The sequence below is a fragment of the Magnetococcales bacterium genome (assembly GCA_015228815.1).
GTDB lineage: Bacteria > Pseudomonadota > Magnetococcia > Magnetococcales > UBA8363 > UBA8363.
On the sequence record JADGCV010000002.1, the window covers coordinates 28,945 to 52,596 of the forward strand.

The following is a 23,652-nucleotide window of genomic DNA, read 5'->3' on the forward strand; positions in this document are numbered from 1 at the left end:
AATGGGTCCGCGAACTGTTTTTCCCGGCATTCAAAAATGATATGATGACCTGGAAATGCCGTGATCATCAGGGTTCGCTGCCAGAAGTTGTTGCATGGGTTTCCGGTCGAAATTCGCGCCATCGGGTCGAGAAATGAAATCTTTTCTGTTGTGGATTGACAATCTTTCTCTTCATTATCGATTTTATTTTATCATTGCCCTGCTTATGGTCATGGTGGGCTTGAATGTGTGGCAAAGCGTGGAAATCCATCGACAAACCGTTTCCTCGCGTGACCTGGCCATGGTTTCCCAGGCTGCGTCCCATGCCGAGAAGGCGGCGACATTGTTTGGCCGCCAGGTGCAGGAATGGAAAAATACCCTCATTCGCGGCCATCAGGCGAAGGAACCGGTAAACGAGTTCAAGTATTTCAAGCAGTTCGTCACTGTCGAGGGGAAGGTTCAGGAGGAATTGAAAGAGGTTCACCGCGCTTTTCAGAACCTGGGGGAAGATACCCGGAGTGTGCTTGAGCTGATTGAAAACCATAAAAATCTTGGTCGTCATTATCGTGAAGCCCTCCAGGCCAACCATGTCCCCGGCGACATCCAGTCGATTCCACGAATCGACAAGGCGGTATCGGGAATCGACCGACCGACGGCCCAGGGAATGGATGCACTGGTGGAGCGGATGCGTGGGAGAATCGAATCCCTTCACGGCGGCGCTGTGCAACATGCCGATGAGGTCGAACGCCATCAGCTGGGGTTGGCGCTGATCCTGTTTGTCGGGACAGTGTTTGGTTTGGCGGTCATCGTCCTGTTTCTGCGTTCGATTCTCCACTCCATTGCGCAAATCGAGGATGGGGTTGAACTTTTGAGCCGGGGAGAATTGACGCAACGGCTTCATGTGACCTCCGGCAACTCTTTTGGCCGCATTTTCCTGGGCCTGAACACGATGGCGGACCAATTGTCGCACGTCATCCATGCGGTGTTGCTGCAATCGGAATCGGTCATGTCGGTGGTGGATGAGATGGTTCCGCTCAAGGGGGCCTTGCGCAAGGATTCCAACGACAATCATGCCCTGGCCCGATCCGTGGTCCAGGAAAACGATCGCCTGGACAGGGAAACCAAGGAGCTTAACGACAACATTCTCGATGCCGTCACCAACATCGAGACGGTGTCGCAGGCGGCGCAACAACTGTCGGAGAACGTGACTGCCATTGCCGCCGCGTCGGAGCAGGCCAGCACCAACGTCAACACCATGGCTTCCGCCGCGGAAGAGATGACCAGCAATGTGGCGGGGGTCAACGCCAGTCTTGATCAGGTCAATGTTTCGGTCAACAATGTGTCCCGTTCCGTCGTCGATCTGACCCACTCCCTGGAATCGATCCGGGAACGTTGCCAGCAGGCGGACGACATGTCAGCCCAGGCGAAGCAGAATGCCAGGGAATCGATGGAGGTCATGAACCGTCTGGCCGTTTCCGCCACCGAGATCGGCAAGGTGGTCGATCTGATCAAGACCATCGCCAACCAGACCAACATGCTCGCCTTGAACGCCGCCATCGAGGCGGCCGGGGCGGGACAGGCGGGGCTTGGTTTCGCCGTGGTCGCCAACGAGGTCAAGGATCTGGCACGCCAAACCACCGACGCAACCCGGATGATTCAGGAGAAAACCTCCGAAATCAGGGGATTGGTCAAGGATGTCTCCAAGGCGACCCTGGGCATTACCGAAAGGGTGCAGGAAATCAATGCCGCCAACCAGGAGATTACCAAGGCGGTCGATTCGCAGAATCGTGAGATCAATGGCATCTCCCGCGCCATGGAACAGGTCAGTGCCGCCGCCACCGAGGTCTCCCGCAATGCCCATGAGCTGGAGGCGGCCTCCCAGGAGGTGGCGCGCGCCGCGGTCGAGGCCGCCACCGGAACCCAGGAAATCGCCAGTGCCGCGTCGCGGGTTGCCGCCAATGGTGCCATGGTTGCCGCGGAGAGCACCGCCGCCCGCGATCGGGCCGCCAAGGTGCAGGGGGCTGCCCAGGAAATTTTCGCCTCATCCACCCAGGTGCAGAAAATGATGCTGCAATCGATGCAGCTCAGTCATTACCTGGATGGTTCCGTCGAGTATTCGGGCCGGTTGACCGAAGTGGTCCATGAAACCAGCGATGCCCTCAAAATGGCGGTCGGAGGGGTGCGTATCGAAAAGGCCCGTTTCGATGTCCGGTCCATCAAACTGGCCCACCTTCAATGGCTGGGTCGGCTGGAGCAGGTGATCCGTGGCCGTCTTCTCCTTCGGCCCGAGGAGGTATCGAGTCATAAACAGTGCAAATTTGGACAATGGTATTATGCCGAGGGGACGAACCTGTTCGGAACCATGGAACTGTATGGAGAGTTGGGTAACGTCCACGAAAAGGTCCACAATACCGCTCGTGAAATCACCGCCCTGGTCCACAACGGCAAACATGAACAGGCCCGTTCCGAAATGGATCGTCTCAACAGTCTGCGCCGTGAAATGTTCGAACTTCTCGACCGACTGTATCTGGTCCAGGACGCCACCTCGATCGACCGGCAGATCATGCCCTGGAGCGATAAACTTCTCGTTGGCATTGTCACCTTCGACAATGATCATAAACGGCTGGTGGCGCTCATCAACGAACTCTACAACGGGATGAATCGCGGTATGGGACGAAGCGCTCTGGGGCAGATCCTTCAGGAACTGGTCGATTATACCGCCACTCATTTCAAACGTGAGGAAGAGGCCTTCGATCGCACTCATTATCCCGATACCGAGGCGCACAAACTCCTGCACGCCCGCTTTGTCGATCAGGTCCTCGCGTTTCACAAGCAATTCAATGAAGGGGGGGCCTTCATCGACATGAAACTGGTCAAACTTCTCAGGGAGTGGCTGATTGACCATATCATGGTGACCGACAAGGCCTATGCCAAACATTTACGCAAGGGGGGCGTTCGCTGAACGGGGGATCGGACTGAATGCGTTTCAGTGAAGCCATCGTTATCGATTAACCGAGAGGGCGTGGAACCCGAATCGGTACGGAAAGGATCGAAATTGACTCTTCGTCATGTCGTCATGGGTATTCTTGGCTGTATGTTTCTGGTTATGGGATGGCTTGGGTCTCCGGGGATGGCGTTGGGCCTGGAAATTCGTGACCTTCCGGAAAAAGTGGAGTTGGCGGGGTTTGGCGACACGGGAACGATGGCCGATCTTTTGCGAAAAACGCCCGTTCTGATTGTCGTCGGTTCGCATTCGACCTTTCCCTTGTTGAAGGAGCTTCCTTTTCGATGGGTCGCCCGGGGGTGGAAGATCGATCCGGAACAGTTTGTGGCGGTGGCCGCGGTCGGCAATGCCCCGTGGTTGGTGAAAAAACTCCTGGTCACCTCCAGTTTGAGACAGATCAAGGAGGAACGGGATGCCCGGGGCCGGGGGATCATTCCCAATCTGGAACGATCCCAGGTGATCGTCGATCGCGAGGGAACGTTGGCCGGGGCGTTGGGGATTGCCGCTCCAGGGAACCCCCTGGGGAAGAATGGCTATGCCGCGTACATCGTCGCCCCGGACGGAACCATCTCCCTGCTGTTGCAATCCTCCCTGCCCGAAAAAGAGGAATCCGAGATCGAACTCATTCACGCCGCCGATGCCATTCTTGACAAGGCCGCATTATCGATTAAACCATGAGCAACGATTCGATACCGTCCATGGACACCCATTCCCGGCGGGTTTTTCTGACCGGGGGGACGGGGTATGTCGGAAAACATGTGTTGGCCCGGTTGCTGGTCCAGGGGTGGCATGTGTTTGCACTGGTTCGCGCGGCCAACGGGGACAATGGCCAAAGAATCTTTCGTGCCTTGAAACCATTTTCGGAATGCACCGATCGGGAGATGGCGCGTCTGCATATCCTGATCGGAGATGTCACGCAAACCGATTGCGGCCTGACCGGGGAGACCATCGACCGGCTTCGTGGATTGCGTCTCGACGCCTTCGTTCATTGCGCCGGCCTGACCCGTTTCGAGGAACAGCGGGCACTGGATGTGTACCGGGTCAATACCCTGGGGACACGCGCGGCATTTTCGTTATGTCGCGGACTCGATGTTTCCCTGTTCATTCATGCCAGCACCGCGTTTGTCGCGGGAGATACCACAAGCCCTTTTTATCATTTTGACTTTGATCGCGGGCAAGGCTTTCGCAATCCTTACGAACGATCCAAATTCGAGGCGGAACGGTATCTGTTTTCCGAAGCATCTGGAAGTCCCATCCGTGTGCGCATCCATCGTCTGGCGATCGTGGTTGGCGGATTTCCCCTGGGGGAAGAAGGGGATGTCGGTACTCTGTACGCTTTCCTGAAGGCACTGGAGTTCCTTCATGCCTGTTGCCGGTTGGATCTGGAACAGGGACGGGGACGCATGGAACGGTTGGGGGTGCGGCGGATGGACGATACGTTGTTCATCCCGGTGCGCGTGGCGGCGGTGGCGGAGGTCTGTATCAATCTGGTGGCCATCGACCATGTGGTTGCCGTCGTGGAACGGGAATTGATGCGTCCCGGGACCGATTCCATCCTGGTGCGCCATGTCGTCGCCGCCGAGGGAATCGCCTTGAAGACCCTTCGTGACACTTTTTGCCGCATCATGGGGATGACCGGGATTACCTTTTGTGACCCCGATGATTTTCGCGAGCGTCCCCGTACTTCCCTGGAGGGTCGTTTTCATCGGGCCACCCGTGCCTATGATCCGTATCTTCAGGAAACGGTCCATTTCAGACTCGCCCCCGAAGAGGCGGCGTGGATGCCGCCGGAACCCGTCGATCCCGCCGTGATCGCCCGTCAATTCCTGAGCCAAAGAACGAAACGTCGCGAATGCGTTCATCAGCGTAACGATTGTTGCGGAACCGACCGGGAATTCGATCAGGGGACCGATCGATGCACGGTGCCGATTCCGATGAATCTGGGTCGCCTTGCCCTGGATGCCCTGGGGATCGACGATCCGGAACGCTATTTCGAAGGTTTGGTCCGTGGCGATTTTGGTACCGATTTTTTGCATAAAAACCGCTTTGTCACTGCCTCCATTCGTTTTGTGGTCACCGGTCCTGTCCCGTTTGACCGGACACTTTGTTTTTCACGAGGGGTGGCCCGCTTTCCATCGTCCGGCGAACGGATGATCCCTGAGTGTACCTTCACGCTGGCATTGCCGACCTTTCGAGCCATCGTCCGGTGCGAACTTGATCCCAGGCAGGCCTTCTTTCGTGGTCGGATTCATATTGCCGGCAATCGTGAGACAGGGTTGAAATTTGCCCATCTCCTGAGCCAATACTACGCACGCATCAACGATCATGTGCTCGACGAGGTTGCGGGTCTGGCCTCATGATTCGGAAACTGGCTCAATTCATCGAACGTCGCTTTTTATGGATCACCGTTCTGACCCTGGTGGCGCTTTTGCCCTTTTTCGGGCCTTTGTCCCAACTCAAGGTGGAACATTCCTTCGATGCCTGGATCGATCATGAAGGGGATCTGTATCGAACCTATCAGGAATTCACCCGGACTTTTGGTGGCGATGATACGGTGCTCCTGGTTTTTGGCGTGCATGATCTCCTTGCCAGTCGGCCTGATTCGGTCGATGAGGATTACCCCCGGTCGCCGCTGGAAGACTATCTTGAGGTGATCCCCCGGCTGGCGCGGATGGACGGGGTTGTCGGCGTGATCGATCCCATCGGGGAATGGTTCGGGTCGTCGGGACCTGGGGCTTTGGTCGGGCTTGAATTTTTCGACCCCGATCGGCGGGAGGAATACCGGAAGCGGATGGAACAGCTGTTCCCTGGAAGTATCGGTTTTTTGTTGTCCAGGGATCTGGAAACGGCGGGATTGCTGCTTTTTCTCGATCCCGCGCGCCGGGAGGATCATCCACGAATCCTCGATGCCATCGAACTGGAGTGGCAACGGGTGGGAATCCCGGTCGATTGGGCAGGGGTTTCCTGGTTTTCCAAGACCCTGAGCGCCGCCATCACCCGTGACATGATGGTGGTGGTGACACTGTTGGTCTTTGCGGCGCTGGCGGTCGTCCACTATTATTTTGCAAGTCTTTCCCTGATCGTGATCACCCTGATCGCCATGGGACTTGCCATCGGCTTTACCCTTGGGACGGCCCAGTGGTTCGGGATCCGGATGACCCTGTTTGGGCTTATTCTTTTTCCGCTCGTGTTCTGTGTTGTCCTGACCTCCGTCATTCATCTGTTGTCCCTGCGCGGTCGCGATGGGGTTTATCGTTTTGCCGATGCCTTCTCTTATGTATTCAAGCCGGCGACATCCGCCGCCGTGACCACGGCGGTGGGGGCAATGGCCTTCCTGTTTTCTCCCCAGGAGGCGTTGCGGCATATTGGATGGATTCTCCCTTTGGGGATCATGGTTTCGTTCATTATATCCATGATGTTCATCCCAAGTGCCATGCGCCTGGTATCGGGAACATGGGAACGTGTCGGAGCCGGAAGAGGTTCCGGAGGCGTATGGTTCGGGATGGTTGGCGATCGGTCCATGGCACGGTCGGTGATCGGTGGGACGCTTCTGGTGTTGGCTCTGGGGGCGGCGCTTCTTTTGCCGCGTCTTGTGATCGATGCCAATGCCTTGAATTTTTTCGAACCGACCTCGGACCTCATGCGTTCCTACCGCGCCATCGAGGATCGTCTGGGCGGACTTCTCCGGGTGGAACTGTTGATCGATTGTGGCGGAAAGGGCACGGTGACCGAACCCGTTCGGATCGCGGCCATCGAGGCGTTTCTCGCCGAGGTGCGTCGCTGGCCCCAGCTGTCCGGCAGTGCCGGCGGGGGCGATGTGTTGAGGGAACGTGATCCGGCCATTCGCCATCGCTGGATCAAGCCCGATGAATCGCTCATGCGCGTGACCCTCGGGTTCAGTCAGAGGGAAGACTACAAGCGGATCGAAGCGGATCTTCATCGTTTGTGGCAACACAAGATTCCCACCGGGACCTCCTTGTCCCTTCGCCTGACGGGGCAGTTGCCGCTGATCCTGGCGGCCCAGGATCGTTTGCTCGAAAGTCAGTTCGATACTTTTGCCCTGGTATTTCTTTTGATTTCCTTGTTTCTCGGGCTGGGGCATCGATCCTGGCGTATTTTCGTCCTGGCGCTGGTTGCCAATTTTGTTCCGCTCGTGATCACTGGTGGTCTCATGGTGGTGCTGGGGGTTGCGATCAACAGCATGAATTTTTTCGTGGCCAGCGTCATGCTCGGGGTGATTGTCGATGATACCATGCACCTGCTGCATGCCCTCGATGTGGAACATGGGTTTGACGCGGGGCTGGTTCGTGTCGGGAAGGCGTTGTGGATCACCACCGCGACGGTGTTCATCGCCTTTCTGACCTTGACCGTTTCGCGGATTGTCCCCATCGCCCAGTTTGGCTGGCTTTCGGCACTGACGGTTCTGGTGGCGTGGTTGTGCGATCTGTACCTGCTGCCATTTCTTCTGGCCCGTTTCGCGAGGAGAATCCATGGTCGTCGATCGGGATGAATGGTTGCGTCGCATTCTGGCCCTTCATTTTGACCCGGAGGGGGGCGCCCCCTATTGGCTGGAACGGCAGCGGCAGCTTGGGTTTTCGGTGCGCGACCGGATCGGTTGCATCGACGATCTGGCGCTGATGGGTCCCATGGAACTAGACGTGTTGCGGCACAGGCCAATCGAGGACTTGATTCCCCGTTCCCAGCTTGGCCGCTTTTCCCTGATCACCGCGCAAACGGGCGGTGCGACCGGAATGCCGAAAACCACCGCTTTTTCACAGGACGATTTCGAGGCCTCTTTTGTCGTTCCATTTCTGGAGACGGCCCGGGCGCTTGGGTGTTCCTGGCCATCCGCGGGCCATTGGCTGTGGATCGGGCCGGGGGGACCGCACATCATCGGCAAGGCGGCCCACAGGATTGCCGAACAAACCACCGGTAGCGATCCTTTCAGCGTCGATTTCGATCCGCGCTGGTTTCGCCGCCTGGCCGAACACTCTCTGGCGCGGAAACGTTATCTGGAACATGTTCTGGAACAGGCGCGTAACATCATCCGGGTGCAGAAGATTGCCTGTCTGTTTACCACGCCCGCCATCCTGACGCCGCTGGCCGATCTTCTCTCGACCGACCAATGCGGCGCGGTCACTTTCATCTATCTGGGCGGCATGCGGGTGACCCGGCAGGTTTTTCATGAATACCGCAGCCGCTTTGTCAATGCCACCGTCCTTTCGGGGTATGGCAATTCCCTGTTCGGGGTTTGTCATCAGCGGGGTGAAGTGGAGGAGGGGCTTTGTTATTATCCATCCTCTCCCCAGATCGTTTCCCGGGTGGTGGCGTGGATCACGGGCGTTCCAGGCCCGATCCACTTTTCCCAGGAGGTCGCCTATGGCAGCCGTGGTCAGGTCGTCATGCACCGCTTGCAGGAGAGCGCCTTGTTGATCAATGTCGTGGAACAGGATGACGCCATCCGTGTTCCGCCCCTGCCAGACGGTCCTCCCTGGGATGGATTGGGAGACCCCGGGCGACTCGAACAACGCCATCTGATCGTTGACGATGGCATCTATTGATGGTTGACACATGTCCCAGAGTCTTGATCATACCCTTCTGACGCAACGGATGTTGGAAAAGAAATCCCGTTTTCTCATCCCTTGTGTCTATCATTTCTACAAAAACCCCATGGTGTTGACTCGGGGGGAAGGGGGGTGGCTCTTCGACGATGGCGGTCGGCGTTATCTGGACGGTTATTCGGGGGTCGGGGTCGTCAACTGCGGCCACTGCGAACCCGGAATCGTGGCCGCGGCCACCCGTCAGATGGCAACCCTGCAACACACCACCACCATCTATCTGACCGAACCGATGCTCCTTCTTGCCGAAGCGCTGGCTCGATTTGTCCCTGGGGGGCGGTTGTGTCGTGGTTTTTTCTGCACGAGCGGCAGTGAGGCCAACGAGGGCGCCCTGTTGTTGGCCAAACTGGCGACGGGAAGGAAGGGGTTCATGGCTCTGAGTCGTGCCCTTCATGGACGAACCTGGCTGACGACGGGGGTGACGGGGCTTTCTTTCTGGAGAACCGATCCCGATCCGCCACAAAATGTTCATTTTGTTCCAAGCCCTGTCTGTCGTGCGTGTCCCATGTCGCTGTCGTATCCGGAATGTTCCCTGGAGTGCGCCGAGGTCATCGAGGAGCATCTCCGGCAACATCCCGATGAGGTCGCGGCCTTCATCGTCGAACCGATCCACGGCAATGGCGGGATCATCGTGCCGCCGGAGGGCTATTGGGCACGGGTCCGGGAGATTCTCGACCGCCACGGCGTGCTGTTGATCATGGACGAGGCGCAGACGGGGTTTTGCCGGACGGGAAAACGGTTTGCGTTCGAACATTCGCGAGTGGTCCCCGATATTTTGACCGTGTGCAAAGCGTTGGGCAACGGGTTGCCGATCGCGGCCTTCATGACGACCGATGCCATTGCCGCCACCTATACCCGACCGGGGGCTTCGACTTTTGGCGGCAATCTGGTGGCGTGTGCCGCGGCCCTGGCGACGTTGAACTTCATGGAACGCAACCATCTTGAAGAAAAGGCGGCCCGGACCGGTGAACGGTTGCGGTCCATTCTGCTCCGATTGCAGCAGCGTGTCCCCCTGATCGCCGAGGTGCGCGGCAGGGGCATGATGCTGGGGGTGGAACTGGCCGATTGTGATGGAACTCCTGCCGCGGCGACCTTGGATAATATTTTGGAATCCCTGAAAGATCATGGGGTTCTGGCAGGAAAAACGGGTCCTGGCCGCAATGTGTTGACGCTGATGCCGCCCCTGATCCTCGATGCGTCGCAGATTGACCATCTTGAGGCGGCCCTGGAGCGTGTTTTTTTGGAATCATGAATTCGTCGCGCGATTTTCGAAGGGCTTCGTGAATTGAAAATGGCAATGTCCGAGAAAATGGAACTCCTTGCCCCGGCAGGGAATTGGCAAGCCCTGGAGGGGGTGATCGAGGCGGGGGCCGATGCGGTTTATGTCGCCGAGAAACGCTTTGCCATGCGACAACATGGGGCCTGGCTCAACTTTTCGGCGGACGATCTGACGCGGGTTGTGGCTTATGCCCATGAACACGGGGTTCGGTGTTACCTGGCGCTGAACAACCTGCTGACCGATGCCGAAATCACCTTGCTGACCGAAAGAATTCCCGATCTGATCGCCATGAACCCCGATGCCCTGATCGTTCAGGACCTCGGGGTCATTCGCCTGTTGCACGAAATGGCGCCGGGTCTTTCCCTTCATGCCAGTACCATGATGTCGGTACACCATCCTTTTGCGGCGCAACTCCTGAAAGAATTGGCCGTCACCCGGATCATCGCCTCCAGGGACATCACCCTTCATGAGGCGGCCCGCATTGGGCGCGAGAGCGGCCTGGAAGTCGAATATTTTGTCCATGGCGACATGTGTGTCGCCCAGGGATCGCAGTGTTATCACAGCGGGATCGCCGCCGGTATGAGCGCCAACCGGGGTAAATGCTTGAAATCATGCCGCTGGGCGTGGAGTCTGATCGATCGACGCGATGGCCGGGTCCTGGGGGAGGTGGCGGATCGCCACCTCCTGGCGCGTAATGATTTATGCCTGTACCATCAAATTCCCGAACTGGCCGTATCGGGAATCCATTGTTTGAAAATAGAAGGACGCGCCCGTCCCGCCGAATACCTGATCCCGATCGTCGCGAGCTACCGTCAGGCCATCGACCGTTATTATGAGGACCCAGTGGCCTACCGGACCGATTTTGCCCAATTGAACCGCCTCAAACACCATACCTTGCGCGAGGTCAACACCGGGCATGCCTTTCATCGGCCCGGACCCGGTTCCTCGGGGATCACGGGCAAACGGGAGCCAAGGTTTTTTTCGCTTGTCGTCCAGGAACGGCCCTGGGAAGGGGCTGATGAAGAAGAAATTCCTGGCGGGAGCCTGTCCGGGTTGCCATCAGGGACGCGGCCCGAACTCGTGGTCCGCTGCGGGTCGCCCGAGGGGGCGGAGGCACTGCTCGATGCCCCCTGTGACTGGATCACCATCGGCGGGGAACAGTTTGTCGCCGGAGGACGGAAACGGTGGGGCGGAACATGGATGCGCGAGTGGATGACCGCCGCACGAGGGAAAGGCAAAAAAGTCGGCATCCATGCCCCCCGGATCACCACCGAACGGGAATTCGCGGAACTGGAGCGGTTGGTGGCGGACCTCGGGGATCACCCGCCGGATGAATACCGGATCGCCAACCTGGGGACCCTGGCTTTTTTTCACGACCGTTCCCCGGCGCCGCTCCATGCCGATTATGGTGTCAATGTCTGGAATACCGGGGCGGTGGCGCTGTTGCGGCGGTTGCGGGTCTCTTCGTGGACCCCTGGTTTGGAATTGCCGCTGGCGGGCATTCTGGATCTTGCCAAACGGACGACCCTGCCGCTGGAGGTGATCGTTCATGGGGCCTTGCCGGGGATGTTGCTCGAATATTGTCCCATCGGTGTTCATTTGACCGCGACCTCCCGGAGCGATCCCTGTTCCGGACCGTGTGTCGGCGGGGCCTATGCCTTGCGTGACCGGGCGGGTGGCGTTTACTGGCTCGAAGCGGATCAATACTGCCGCAACCATCTGTTCATGGCCCGAGATCTGTGTGCCCTGGATCGGATCGGATCATTGGTCGCGGCAGGGGTTGCGCGCATCCGCATCGAAGGGGCATTGTACACGCCGGAGATCTTGTCGTCCCTGGTCACCTGCTACCGCCAGGCGCTGGACCGGGTCGCGGCGGGATTGCCTCTGGGCCCCTGGTCCCGCGAACGGATGGCGCGACTGGACCTTCCCCGCCCCTTGACCCGGGGTGTCTTCGGGCACACGATCGAGGCGGTATCACAACCACTGGCGGAACTCCCGACCAACCTGGTCATCCTTCATGATGTCACCCTGGAAAGGAAACCGGCATGAATGCGACTCCCCATTGGCGTTTACCGTTCGCCGTGGCATTTCTGATGGCACTGTCTTTTTTCGGATGGGACCGTGCCGATGCCGTGGAACCCGACTGGGAAGGGTACAAGGTGGTTCTCGAACGTCATGTCCATCCGGGCAGCGTCAACGCGACCCGGCTCAACCGGGTCAAGTATACCGACCTGAAGAACGATCCCGATTTTGCCGCCACGATCCGGTCCATCGCCGCTTTCGACGTCGCCACCTTGTCGGGATCCAGGGAGAAACTGGCCTTTTACATCAATGTCTACAATATTCTGGCACTGAAGATGGTGGCGGATCATTGGCCGGTGAAAAGCATCAAGGATGTCGGATCGCTGTTTGGCCCGGTTTGGAAGAAGGATGCCGGAACCGTGGGTGGCAGAACGGTCACCCTGGATCAGGTGGAGCATGAGATTCTTCGTCCCATGGGCGATCCTCGGGTCCACATGGCCATCGTCTGTGCCTCCGTCAGTTGTCCCGACCTGCGTCGGGAACCCTATGTCGCGGCCAATCTGGACCGTCAGTTGGATGATCAGGCCCGCCAGTTTCTCATGAACGAGGCCAAGGGACTCGTCATCGAGGGTGGCGTTGTCAAACTTTCCCGTATTTTTTCATGGTTCGAGGATGATTTTGGCAACTCGGGTGGTGTCATGGGGTTTGTCCGCCGCTATCGCGACGATCTTCCCAAGGATGCAAAAACAGAGGCGGATCTTCCTTACGACTGGTCGGTCAATGGTGAATGAACGGGCGTGACCGATCGGGGGAAAGGCGGGGAACATGATCAAAGGGTGATGCTCGATCCTTCACGGGCAAGGTGACAGGCGGGTCCGTGGACGGTGACCTCCTTGCGGTCGATGGCCTCCTTGAAGACCCGTTCCAATTCATCGTCGCGGCGGGTCGGTTCGTGATGGGTGAAATGGATCGAGCGCACCTGGGCCGCTCGGCCCAGATCGATGTTGGCGTCAAAGGTTGAATGGCCCCATCCTTTTTTCTGGGGATAGTCCTGGATGGTGTAGGAGGTATCGGCAACGAGGACGTCCGCGCCATGAATGAAGTCGATGATCTCCTTGTTTCTTTCATTGATGTAGCCCTGATATTCCGCCCATTCTTCGTCCTCGGGGAGGTAGATGTTGTAAAGCGGTTCATGGTCACCGGTGAAAACGATGCTTTTTCCATGGCATTCGAGGCGGTAGCCGAAGTTGAGAACCGGATGGTTCATCAACATGTTGCGGACGGTGACGCTGCCAACCTGGATGCTTTGGCGTTCCTTGAGGGTGGTGTAATGGATGGTGGCTTTCAGTTCCGCCTCGCGGACCGGGAAATGACAGTATTCAAACTGCCGCGACAGAATCTGGCGTATGTTTTTTTGACCGACGGGGTCGAAGGCGCCATGGATGTGGATGATGTTTCCGGGGATGAAGGCGGGGATGAAAAAGGGAAACCCCTGGATGTGATCCCAATGGGTATGGGTGAGAAACAGGTGGGCCTCGATGGGAAGTTCGGCAAACAGGGTCTGGGCCAGTGGGTAGATGCCGGTCCCGGCATCGAGGATGATCAACTCTCCCTGGTCGCCGCGTATTTCCAGACAGGTTGTATTGCCCCCGTAGCGCAAGGTTCCCGGTCCCGGAACGGGAATCGAACCGCGGACGCCTCTGAAGGTCAGTTTCATGAGTGATTCTCGAACGGGGTCATGAAACCATTCTCCCAAACGGTGGTCAACCTCATGGCATGATCGATTTCATCGGCGAAGAGTCCCAGCTCGGTGGACAGTCCTTCCAGATCCTTATTGAACAGCGCAACCATCGTCGCGGGAAGGACCACCTTCCGGGAGGGACGGCCTGAATGATCCCGGTCCATCGTTTGCGCAATCATGTTGGCGGCGTACACACAGGCCAGAAGCGGATTTCCGGCGCATCGGTCGGCCTCGTGATGCCCGCCCATGCTGTGTACGATCAGTTCCGGCAGTTGCCATTTTCGGGCCAGGGTGTCGCCGACGAGCGTGTGGGTGGTTGCGAACTCCTGCCACTCCAGGGCGACGAATTGTTCTTCTTCCAGATCTTCCCGGTCTTTCCGACGCAGAAGTGCCGTATAGCGTTCCGGAAACAGCCGGTGAAGGGCTATTTTGCCAAAATCGTGCAACAATCCCGCCACATGGCAGTCGGTGGCGTCGCGTTCCGAAAACCCGAGACCTCGTGCCAGTTTTTTTGCGATGATGGCGGTCGTCAGGCTGTGACGGTGGACCAGGGTAAGCGGTCCTGTCGCGGGGTCGGCCCCGGCGATCAGTTCCATTGGGGCGATCTCCAGGGCAAGGTTTTTGACGGTGTTGACGCCAAGAAAGACGACCGCCTGCTTGACCGACAGAATCTTGCGCGTCAGACCGAAATGATCGGTGTTGACCAGGCGTATCAGGTGGAGGGTCAGGATCGGGTCCTGTTCGATGACCCGAACCCACGTCCGGGGCGGGCAATCGAGGTCGTTGGCCAGTTGCAGGATGCGATAGCCGCTGAGTGGAAACGCCGTGATCGATTCCATCAGCGAAAAAAGATCGGGTTCGGTGGTGGCCATGAGCGTTGCGGGTGGAGGATTTTTGCCAGGGTGAGCCGCCGCGATGTTCGATGCGTCGGATCGGAATGTTCGGAAACGTACCTCTGAATCTTGATGGTTTCATGGATTGTCGCGGTATTCAAGAATAAAGACGTTCCGTTGCGTGCCGATTGTGTATGAAACCTGCTGAAGGGATCTGCCATGATGCATACTGTCGCTGCCAAAGGTGAACGCATGCACCTTCCCGGCAACACACCCAATGCCCTGTCCGGGGCAAAAAGCAGTCATGCGCAGGGAGAATGTGCTTCAACATCACCATCTTTCCGTATCATCAGGGCATGATGGAGAACATGATGGACGCCACCGCAACCGCCATAGAGGCACAAGCCCGAAAATTGAGTCCATCGGCGCGTCTGGAATTGGTGGACGCCATTCTGAGCAGCCTGGACGAACCGGATCGGGAAATGGATCGGCTGTGGTCCCAGGAGGCCGAGGAGCGTCTGGCGGCCTACCGGCGGGGGGAGATGAAGGCGATCCCCCTGGATGACGTCCTGGCCAAATATCGATGATCCGCTTCCTTGAAGCCGCCCAGAGGGAACTCGACGAAGCGGTGGCGTTCCACGAAGGGCAGGTCATCGGTCTTGGCCGGGCGTTCCTGGCCGAAGTGTTGGTGGCTCTGGAACTGGTGCAGCGCTACCCGGAGGCGTGGCACCCCTTCGGCACCAACGCCCGGCGTTGTCGTTTGCGGCGTTTTCCCTACGGGCTGATCTACCATGCGGACGGATCGGACATTCTGATCGTCGCCGTGGCGCATTTGCATCGCCGCCCCGAATACTGGCGCGACCGTTTGAAAGGGTGACTGGAGTTTCCGTTTCCCCTCGCCTCCGGGTTCCAGCGCGGATCTGGCAATGCCCGCGCGATTTTCCCAGGCCGGGATGGTGATCAAACCTTGAAAAGCGTCGATAAGGTTTCTATTGTCATTCCTTCGAAAAGTGACTGTTTCCCGATAACCTGTTCGAGGTGCCAGGATGTTCGACCTGATCCGTGATGCGCATGCCCAGGGGGGGGCCACCGGCAACGAAGCGGCCATCGGCAACATCATCTTCATGGTGCTGCTGTTCGCCATTTTTTATTTTCTCCTGATCCGACCGCAACAAAAGCAGCAAAAGGCGCACAAGGAAATGTTGCAGAATCTGCAACGTGGCGATTCGATCCTGACGGGCGGCGGATTGCTCGGCAAGATCCATCGGATCGATGAAGATACCATCACCGTCGAATTGGGCGAGGTGGAGGTCGGTGACAAGACCTTTCGGCCCCTCCGGGTCAAGGTGCGGCGCGGCACCATCTCCCAGGTGACCGCCAAGGCGGGAACGCAACCCGCGGCGGACGACAAGGAAGAAAAGGAAGGGAAGGAAGGGAAGGGATCGACGTCTTCCGGATCATGAAGACTCTGGTGACATCAAGGCATTTTCCGGAACTGTCGGCGTCGGTTGCGTCCCGCGGCGTGGGCAAGGGCCGAAGGGGGACACGATGATGCCCTCCCCGCGCAATACAATGGGTGGACAATGAAACAACTTCCCTGGTGGAAGCCGGCGGTGGTCCTGCTGGTGACTCTGGTTTCCCTCCTCTATTCCGCCCCCAGCCTGATGGGTGGGGTCCCTTCCTGGTGGCCGTCATGGTTGCCGCGGCAGGTCATTGCCCGCGGGTTGGATCTTCAGGGAGGATTGTACCTCCTGTTGCATGTCGAATCGGCCAAGGCGGTGGAACAGGCGGCGGAAAACATGGTGGACGATGTCCGCGCCATCATGCGCAAGGAAAAACTTCGCTATCGCGGCGTCGAACATGCGGGTGGTACCGACGGGGTCGTCGTCAAACTGTCGCAGGCCGCCGATGTCGAACCGGTCCGCAAGGCCCTGGCGGCGGAAATCGTGAACGTCGCGTTTGCCACCGCGCCGGACGGGCTGGCCTTGACGTTGACAATTTCGGAAAACAGTCAGAAGGAAATCAAAAGTTTCGCCGTTGAACAGTCGATCCAGACCATCCGTTCGCGCATCGATCAATTCGGCGTGGCGGAGCCAACCATCCAGAAACAGGGAGAAGACCGCATCCTGGTTCAGCTTCCCGGCTTGAAGGATCCGGCGCGGGCCAAGGGGCTCATCGGTCGGACGGCCCGCCTTGAATTCAAGATGGTCGATGAAAAAGGCGACCTGGCCGGGGCCATCGAAGGGCGCATCCCTCCCGGGGACATCCTCCTGTATGGCGAACAGTTCGACCGCGCCAGTGGCAAGAAGACCCGTCAACCCTACCTGCTCAAGAAACGGACCGTCCTGTCGGGGGATCTCCTTACCGATGCCCGGGTCAACTTTGATTCCCAGTTCAACGAACCCTACGTCTCCATCAGCTTCAACAGCCAGGGAGGCCGCAAGTTTGGTCAGTTGACGGGTGAACATGTGGGAGAACGGATGGCCATTGTTTTGGATGGGACGGTCTACTCGGCCCCGGTGATCCGCGAACGGATCGATGGCGGTCGGGCGCAGATCAGTGGCAGTTTCACTACCGAGGAGGCCCACGACCTGGCGATCATCCTCCGCGCCGGCGCCCTTCCCGCGCCGGTCACCATCATGGAGGAACGGACTGTCGGGCCGACCCTGGGGCGGGATTCCATCGAGCAGGGATTGCTTTCAGTGTTGATCGGTGGCGCCCTGGTCGTCCTTTTCATGGGGATCTACTACAAGGGGTCCGGCTGGCTGGCCAACGTGGCGGTCGTGCTCAACATTGTCGTCCTTCTGGCCATCCTTGTCTGGATCCAGGCCACCCTGACCTTGCCGGGGATCGCCGGCATGGTCCTCCTCATGGGGATGTCGGTCGATGCCAACGTCCTGATTTTCGAGCGCATTCGCGAAGAATTGCGCCTGGGACGGACTCCTTTGGCCGCCATCGATCAGGGATACGATACCGCCTTTGTCACGATCCTCGACTCCAATCTGACGACGTTGATCACCGCCCTGGTTTTGTTTCAATTCGGGACGGGACCGGTCAAGGGATTTGCCGTGACCCTGTCCATCGGTCTGATCGCTTCCATGTTCACCGCCATTTTCGTCACGCGGGTGCTGCTGGCCATGATCGTCAAAAACCGGCGCCTGAAATCCTTGAGCATCTGATGGCGATTTCCTCGATTTGACTAAGGAACACCGATTGCCCCATGGAACTGATCTCATCGAAAATCCATCTTGACTTCATTCGCTGGCGCTGGGCCGCTTTTCTCGTCTCGGGCCTGATGATCGTTGCCAGCGCCATTTCCTTGATGTTGCAGGGAATCAATCCAGGGATCGACTTTGCCGGCGGCACCCTGGTCCAGGTGCGCTTCGTGCAACCGCCCCAACTCCACGAAATCCGTGCCACCATGACCCGACTTGGCCTGGGTGATGTCGTCATCCAGGAATTCGGCGCCCGCGAGGAAATCATCATCCGCGTCGAAAAACAATCCGATGACGGAGGGAAGTCGAGCCAACTTGCCGAGCAGATCGTCAAAAGCCTGGAACCCCTGGCGGGCCAGGGGAATGTCGAACTGCGGCGGGTCGAGTTCGTCGGACCCCAGGTCGGCAGCGAACTGGCGGAACAGGGGGCGCTGGCCATGGTGTATTCCATGGTGGCCATTCTTATCTATGTCGCCTGGCGATTTGAGCTGCGATTTTCCTACGGGGCCATTCTTGCCTTGATTCACGATACCTTCGTAGCCGTCGGCCTTCTTTCTCTGCTACGCATCGAATTCACTTTGGTGATCGTCGCCGCCATCCTGACGTTGGTCGGGTATTCCATCAACGACACGATCGTGGTATATGATCGGATCCGGGAGGAAATGAAACGTCGCAAGAAACAGGAACTGGCGGAGGTGATCAATATTGCCATCAATCAGACCCTCTCACGGACCATCATCACCTCGGGGACCGTTCTGCTGGTGCTTGTGGCCTTGTTTTTCTTCGGTGGCGAGGTGATCCACGATTTTTCTCTGACTCTTCTTTTCGGCATCATCGTCGGGACCTATTCATCCATTTTTGTGGCGAGTCCGATTGTGTTGTTGTTCGAGAAAAAAGGAATGAAGGGGGGCTCCACTTCGGTCAAGGCAAAGGAAGCGGTTTCATGAGCGGTACCGACGATTATCAATTGCGGTTTCATGTGGCCGACCCCCGGTTTTCCGCCGAGGAAGACCGGATCCATGATCAGGCCATGGCGGCGCTCGCCGTGGCGCTGGAACAAAAAACCCCATGGAACAGGATGGCCGACTGTCTGACCATGGTCGCCAGTGAGGAATTCCGCCAGGTCATTCTTGATGATTTCGTCAAGATTACCCTGGCGGCACGCCATTTTCAGAATTCGGAAGGATTGAAACAGATTGCCAAAAGCACCGGGATTCCCATGGATCTCCTGATCCGTTCCAAACAGGAAATGATCCGGGAGGTCGAAGAGGCTTCGGTCGCTGCGTACCATCTGACCCAGAAGGGAGGAGGAAAGTCGTCCAACACGCACTGATGGCGGTGACGTTCGTTTGGTGGACGGCGCGTGTTGGGGGCAGGTCGGACCTGCCTCGAATCGGTTCCACCCTGATGCATCGGGGCGGATCACTTCTTGAAACGGGATCCTTTCATTGGCTCGAATACTGATCATAGACGATGATGAGAACATTCGTGCCTATCTGCGCGCCATTCTTGAGGGGGAGGACGGACACGAACTTCAAGAGGCCCGCGATGGGGACGAGGGGATTCACTTGTACCGCAAATACCGCTTTGATCTGGTGATCACCGACATCCTCATGCCGGTCAAGGATGGGGTCGAGTTGATCATGGAGATGACGGAAAGTTTTGCCGACGCCCGGATCATTGCCATGTCGGGAGGAGGGCGGGGTCTGGATGCCACCTTCAATCTGGACATGGCCAGGGATTTCGGCGCTCTGAGGGTCATGAGCAAGCCGTTTTCGCCGGAAGAGGTCCGCAAGGCGGTCTCCGAACTTTTGCCGGCTCCATAAAACCGTCCGTCAATTCGTCGTTTTTTCCGACCGATGGCGGATGCGGCGGCTTTCTTCACGGACGGCGGCGATCAGGACGGGAACCTTTTCCGGATCGATGCCGGGTTCCATCCCATGGCCCAGATTGAAGACATGGCCGTTGCGGTTTCCCATTGATTCAAGGACCTTGATGACCTCCATCCGGATCCTTTGGGGGGCTGCGTTGAGGACCGCCGGGTCAAGATTTCCCTGAAGTGCGACTTTGGCTCCCAGACGGGTCCGGGCCTGGTCCAGGGGCGTTGTCCAATCCAATCCGACCACGTCGCATCCGGAGGTGGCGATCATCTCAAGATAGCCACCGCAACCTTTGGAAAAGACGATGACCGGGACCTGGGCGCCCGTGGCATCGTGTCGTTTGAGACCGGCAATGATACGGGCCATCGGTTCCAGGGAAAAACGACGATAGGCTTCGGGTCCCAAGACTCCGCCCCAGGTATCGAAAATCTGGACCGCTTTGACACCGTGGTCGATCTGCGCGTTAAGATAGTCGGTGACGGCGTGAACCAAACGTTGCAGCAGTTGGTCGAGCAGTCGGGGGTCGTCATAAAGCATGGTTTTGATCCGGGCAAATTTTTTGCTCGATCCCCCTTCGATCATGTAGGTCGCCAAGGTCCATGGCGAGCCGGAAAAACCGATCAGGGGGATGGGATCGGGGAGGTGTTTCACGAGCAGATCGATGGCCGCCAGAACATAACCCAGATCCTTCCCGGGATCGGGCTCGCGCAAACGATCAAGATCGCCAGGCCGGATCAGGGGATGGGGCAGATGGGGACCTTCACCGTCAAGAAAATGCAGTTCCATTCCCATCGCTTCCGGGACGACGAGAATATCGGAAAACAGGATGGCGGCGTCGAGACCGAAACGGTTGATGGGTTGCAAGGTCACCTGTGTCGCCAGTTCGGGGTTTTTGCACAGAGCCAGGAAACTTCCCGCCTGGCGCCGGACTTCTCGATATTCGGGCAGGTAACGTCCCGCCTGGCGCATCAGCCAGACAGGCGTCTGGGGGACATCAAGGCCCAGACAGGCGCGTAAAAACAAGGATCGCGGCTCGGAAGGTATGTTCATTGGATCAGGTTCCTGCCTGCCTGTCGCTCAGGGGGTTGATTGGCTCGATCTTGAAGGATACCCATGAGTTACCATCCATTGCAAGTTTCATCCGCTTTCCTTGTCGTCAATTTTCCCGGTGTGTTTTCCTCGACTTTTCTTGGGCGATCATGGACGGATACGGTCACCCGGGGTCGATTCTCGGTTCTTGGACAATCCCCAGGATGACATGATAGCCTGGGGTCCGGAACCGTTTGAAAGGATGAAACGGACTTTGAACAGGTTTGTTGGTATTCATTCTGCCTGTGATTGAGGCTGGAAATGAGAATCTTCCGTATGGGGGCAGTGGCGGCTTTGGTATTGCTTTCTTCCTGTTCTTCGGGGGAGGAGAACAAAAATACCGGGGAGGGAACCATCATCGATCGAATCCGCGTGGGGTCGGGGGGGCTGGAAGGAAAGTTGCACCGGGCAGGAACTTCGATTTGCCAAACCCTTGCCAAAGAAAAGGAGACGGCGACGATTCCTTGCGAAACGTTGGTCAGCGACGGTTCGACCCATAATCTCCTGGCGTTGCAGGAGGGAAAGATTGAACTTGGTCTGGCCCGGGCCGATGTCGTGTATCGGGCATGGCACGGTCAGCCTCCCTTCCAGAAAGGATTTTCCAATCTCAGGGTTTTGTTTTCGTTGCATCAGGAGGTCGTAACCCTGATCATCCCCAGGGATGCCGCCATTTCCACCTTTCGCGGCATCGAGGGAAAGAAGATCCATGTCGGCGTTGCCGAACCGGATAATGAACGGGTGGTGCTTGACGTTCTCAAATCATGCAACCTGTCCACTTCCGACCTGACACTTGTCGATGACGGAAAATTGACCCAGTTGTCGAGCGGGATGAAAAATCATGCCGTTCAGGCCTATTTTTCCCTGGCCAGCCATCCCGATGAGGCATTGACCCGGCTTTCCCTGGAACATTCCCTGGCGATTCTTCCCCTGACCGAACCCTGCATCGAAAAAATGGTGGACGAGCGGTCCTATTATGATAAAAGTGAAGTCCCCGGAGAACTCTACCGGGGGGTCAAGGCTCCGGTTCCCTCGTTCGGAATCCGACTCCTGGTCCTGACGACCATCGATGTTTCCGAAAAGGCGGCCTATCGGATTGTCAAGGGGATCTTCGATCATATCGAAGAGCTGCGTCAATCCAATCCGCTTTTCCACCGACTCTCTCCCAAGGTGATGTTGCCCCAGTTCAGTGTTCCCTACCACAACGGTGCATTAAGATATTTCTCCGAGAAGGGATGGTTTCAACCCGAGGGAAAATGAGTTTGTTTTTTTCTTGAAGGAATTCCCATGGGGAAATCGCTTCTGCTCCAGACAACGGCAACCTTTCTCGATCTCATGGGGAACGGAAAGATTTATCGTGTCCCCCCGTATCAACGGGATTATTCCTGGAACGAGGAGCAATGGGAAGATTTATGGAATGACATCATCGAGATGCATGGAAATCTGGATGTCAATCATTATATGGGGGCGCTGGTCCTGGAGGGGATCTCCGACCGTGAGTTCCGGATTATCGATGGTCAACAACGTTTGGCGACATTGAGTCTGTTGGCCCTGGCAGTGCTTGATCGATTGCAGACCCTGGTAAAGGAAGGGATCGAACCCGAACAGAACCGGGAACGTTCTATTGGGCTGCGCGGTCGCTTCATTGGCGAAAAAGATCCCGCTTCCCTGGTCGAAAGCAGCAAGCTGTTCCTGAATGAGACCGACAACGGTTTTTATCAGGACTACCTGGTTCAGGGACGAAGACCAGCCAACATTCGCCGTTTGCCCCATTCCAACCGTTTGTTATGGGAAGGTTTTCTCTTTTTTTCGTCAAGGCTTGCGCGGGAAGAGTCCATGCAGGGGAATGGTTTGGCCCTGGCGCAACTGCTCAATGAAACGGTGGCGCGCCAGCTTCAGTTCATTTGGATATCGGTGGACAATGAGTTGAACGCCTATACCGTCTTTGAAACATTGAATGCCCGCGGTCTTGAACTTTCCGCAACCGATTTGCTTAAAAATTATCTGTTTTCGCGAATAAAAGCCAAGGCCGATCTGGAATCCCTGCAAAGGCGGTGGCATGACATGATGGGTGTTTCAGGTCAGGAAAAGTTTCCGGAATTTCTTCGTTATCATCTGCTCTGTGACATTCCCAAGGTCAGGAAACAGCGTCTGTTCAAGTTGGTACGGGATCGGGTCGGGACGCCCGCAGAGGTGTTTGGCCTGATGGACAGCCTTGAACACCGGGCGGAATTGTTTTCCGCGGTCTTCGATCCGCAGCATGAGTATTGGTTGGAACGCCCCGAATGCCGACCGGAAATCGAGGAGTTGCGTTTGTTCCGGGCGCAACAGATGACGCCTTTGGTATTTGCCGCATGGGAAAAGTGTAGCCGTGAAAATTTTAAATCCATTCTGAGGATGATCTCGATAATAACATTCCGTTTTACGATTGTCAGCGGTTTGAATTCCAACGAACTGGAGCCTGTCTACCATAAAGCGGCAAAATTTATTCTTGATGGGGGTCGGGGAACGCCAGAGGCGGTGTTTGTTCATTTACGTTCGGTGTATGTAGCGGACGGCACGTTTCAACAAAATTTTTCCACGTTGTCCCTTCCGACGAAAGGAAAACAAAAATTGGCCAAATATATTTTGGCCAAACTGGAAACCGATCGTTCGGGAATGGCGTGTGACTATCAAACGGATCCGGGAACCATCGAGCATATTCTTCCCGAGAACCCCCTGGAGGTCTGGGGGGAGATGTTTGATGAATCATCATGGGATGAGGCGCGGTATCGTCTGGGCAACATGACGCTGTTGGAGTCGAAGGCGAACCGGCTGATTGGCAATTCGGATTATTTGGAAAAATTGAAGGCTTTTAAACAGAGTCGGTACGCCCTGAGTCGTGAGGTGGCGGAGCTGGCTCCTGTGGAGTGGACCCCGGCCCTGTTGGAAAAACGACAACAGGCGATGGCCCGAAGGGCGGTGCAAATCTGGAGGCTTTCCTGCGCGCATTGAA

20 protein-coding genes are annotated in these 23,652 nt (G+C 57.2%); 17 read left to right on the forward strand and 3 right to left on the reverse strand.

Annotated features, from left to right (window positions below):
* Positions 1–133 precede the first annotated feature (133 nt).
* The 8 genes from HQL76_01245 (at position 134) to HQL76_01280 (ending at position 12,693) form a co-directional block, all read left to right on the forward strand.
* A complete protein-coding gene (locus tag HQL76_01245) occupies positions 134–2,941 on the forward strand; it encodes a bacteriohemerythrin (GenBank protein MBF0107788.1) in 2,808 nt (935 codons plus the stop codon).
* 93 nt (positions 2,942–3,034) lie between these two features.
* A complete protein-coding gene (locus HQL76_01250) occupies positions 3,035–3,661 on the forward strand; it encodes a hypothetical protein (protein ID MBF0107789.1) in 627 nt (208 codons plus the stop codon).
* Positions 3,662–3,681: 20 nt separating this feature from the next.
* Positions 3,682–5,343 (forward strand): SDR family oxidoreductase, encoded by a 1,662-nt coding sequence (locus HQL76_01255; GenBank protein MBF0107790.1) that lies wholly within the window; start codon positions 3,682–3,684, stop codon positions 5,341–5,343.
* Positions 5,340–7,493, forward strand: a complete 2,154-nt coding sequence (locus tag HQL76_01260; GenBank protein MBF0107791.1) for a hypothetical protein — start codon at positions 5,340–5,342, stop codon at positions 7,491–7,493. The genes HQL76_01255 and HQL76_01260 overlap by 4 nt, the downstream gene beginning before the upstream one ends.
* A complete protein-coding gene (locus HQL76_01265) occupies positions 7,474–8,544 on the forward strand; it encodes a hypothetical protein (GenBank protein ID MBF0107792.1) in 1,071 nt (356 codons plus the stop codon). The genes HQL76_01260 and HQL76_01265 overlap by 20 nt, the downstream gene beginning before the upstream one ends.
* A gap of 10 nt (positions 8,545–8,554) precedes the next feature.
* Positions 8,555–9,853: an aspartate aminotransferase family protein gene (locus HQL76_01270; GenBank protein MBF0107793.1), complete on the forward strand. Its 1,299-nt coding sequence runs from the start codon at positions 8,555–8,557 to the stop codon at positions 9,851–9,853.
* Positions 9,854–9,898: 45 nt separating this feature from the next.
* Complete coding sequence (locus HQL76_01275) at positions 9,899–11,929, forward strand: U32 family peptidase (GenBank protein MBF0107794.1); 2,031 nt, start codon at positions 9,899–9,901, stop codon at positions 11,927–11,929.
* Positions 11,926–12,693: a DUF547 domain-containing protein gene (locus HQL76_01280; GenBank protein MBF0107795.1), complete on the forward strand. Its 768-nt coding sequence runs from the start codon at positions 11,926–11,928 to the stop codon at positions 12,691–12,693. Before HQL76_01275 ends, HQL76_01280 begins: the two co-directional genes overlap by 4 nt.
* Before the next feature lie 38 nt (positions 12,694–12,731).
* Here HQL76_01280 and HQL76_01285 read toward each other — a convergent pair whose 3' ends face one another.
* Together HQL76_01285 and HQL76_01290 are read right to left on the reverse strand one after the other, a co-directional pair.
* On the reverse strand, positions 12,732–13,619 hold the full coding sequence (locus HQL76_01285) for an MBL fold metallo-hydrolase (GenBank protein MBF0107796.1): 888 nt from the start codon (positions 13,617–13,619) through the stop codon (positions 12,732–12,734).
* Positions 13,616–14,515, reverse strand: a complete 900-nt coding sequence (locus tag HQL76_01290) for an HDOD domain-containing protein (protein ID MBF0107797.1) — start codon at positions 14,513–14,515, stop codon at positions 13,616–13,618. The genes HQL76_01285 and HQL76_01290 overlap by 4 nt, the downstream gene beginning before the upstream one ends.
* 332 nt (positions 14,516–14,847) lie before the next feature.
* Here HQL76_01290 and HQL76_01295 point away from each other — a divergent pair, with 332 nt between their 5' ends.
* From HQL76_01295 to HQL76_01325, 7 genes are all read left to right on the forward strand, one after another.
* Complete coding sequence (locus HQL76_01295; protein ID MBF0107798.1) at positions 14,848–15,063, forward strand: addiction module protein; 216 nt, start codon at positions 14,848–14,850, stop codon at positions 15,061–15,063.
* Positions 15,060–15,353 carry a type II toxin-antitoxin system RelE/ParE family toxin gene (locus HQL76_01300; protein ID MBF0107799.1) on the forward strand — a complete coding sequence of 98 codons (294 nt, stop codon included), beginning with the start codon at positions 15,060–15,062 and terminating at the stop codon, positions 15,351–15,353. The genes HQL76_01295 and HQL76_01300 overlap by 4 nt, the downstream gene beginning before the upstream one ends.
* A gap of 169 nt (positions 15,354–15,522) precedes the next feature.
* The gene (gene yajC / locus HQL76_01305; GenBank protein MBF0107800.1) at positions 15,523–15,939 is read left to right on the forward strand and encodes a preprotein translocase subunit YajC; all 417 of its coding nucleotides are present in this window, start codon (positions 15,523–15,525) and stop codon (positions 15,937–15,939) included.
* Between the two features lie 120 nt (positions 15,940–16,059).
* Positions 16,060–17,655, forward strand: a complete 1,596-nt coding sequence (gene secD, locus HQL76_01310; GenBank protein ID MBF0107801.1) for a protein translocase subunit SecD — start codon at positions 16,060–16,062, stop codon at positions 17,653–17,655.
* Positions 17,656–17,696: 41 nt separating this feature from the next.
* Positions 17,697–18,638 (forward strand): protein translocase subunit SecF, encoded by a 942-nt coding sequence (gene secF / locus HQL76_01315; protein MBF0107802.1) that lies wholly within the window; start codon positions 17,697–17,699, stop codon positions 18,636–18,638.
* A complete protein-coding gene (locus tag HQL76_01320) occupies positions 18,635–19,024 on the forward strand; it encodes a hypothetical protein (GenBank protein MBF0107803.1) in 390 nt (129 codons plus the stop codon). Before secF ends, HQL76_01320 begins: the two co-directional genes overlap by 4 nt.
* A gap of 106 nt (positions 19,025–19,130) precedes the next feature.
* Positions 19,131–19,517 (forward strand): response regulator transcription factor, encoded by a 387-nt coding sequence (locus HQL76_01325; GenBank protein ID MBF0107804.1) that lies wholly within the window; start codon positions 19,131–19,133, stop codon positions 19,515–19,517.
* A 9-nt stretch (positions 19,518–19,526) separates the two neighbouring features.
* On the opposite strand, the gene HQL76_01330 is transcribed toward HQL76_01325, so the two are convergent.
* On the reverse strand, positions 19,527–20,621 hold the full coding sequence (locus HQL76_01330) for a uroporphyrinogen decarboxylase (protein ID MBF0107805.1): 1,095 nt from the start codon (positions 20,619–20,621) through the stop codon (positions 19,527–19,529).
* 300 nt (positions 20,622–20,921) lie between these two features.
* On the opposite strand from HQL76_01330, the gene HQL76_01335 reads away from it, so the two are divergent.
* A complete protein-coding gene (locus HQL76_01335) occupies positions 20,922–21,917 on the forward strand; it encodes a TAXI family TRAP transporter solute-binding subunit (GenBank protein MBF0107806.1) in 996 nt (331 codons plus the stop codon).
* Positions 21,918–21,944: 27 nt separating this feature from the next.
* On the forward strand, positions 21,945–23,651 hold the full coding sequence (locus tag HQL76_01340) for a DUF262 domain-containing protein (protein ID MBF0107807.1): 1,707 nt from the start codon (positions 21,945–21,947) through the stop codon (positions 23,649–23,651).
* Position 23,652 lies beyond the last annotated feature (1 nt).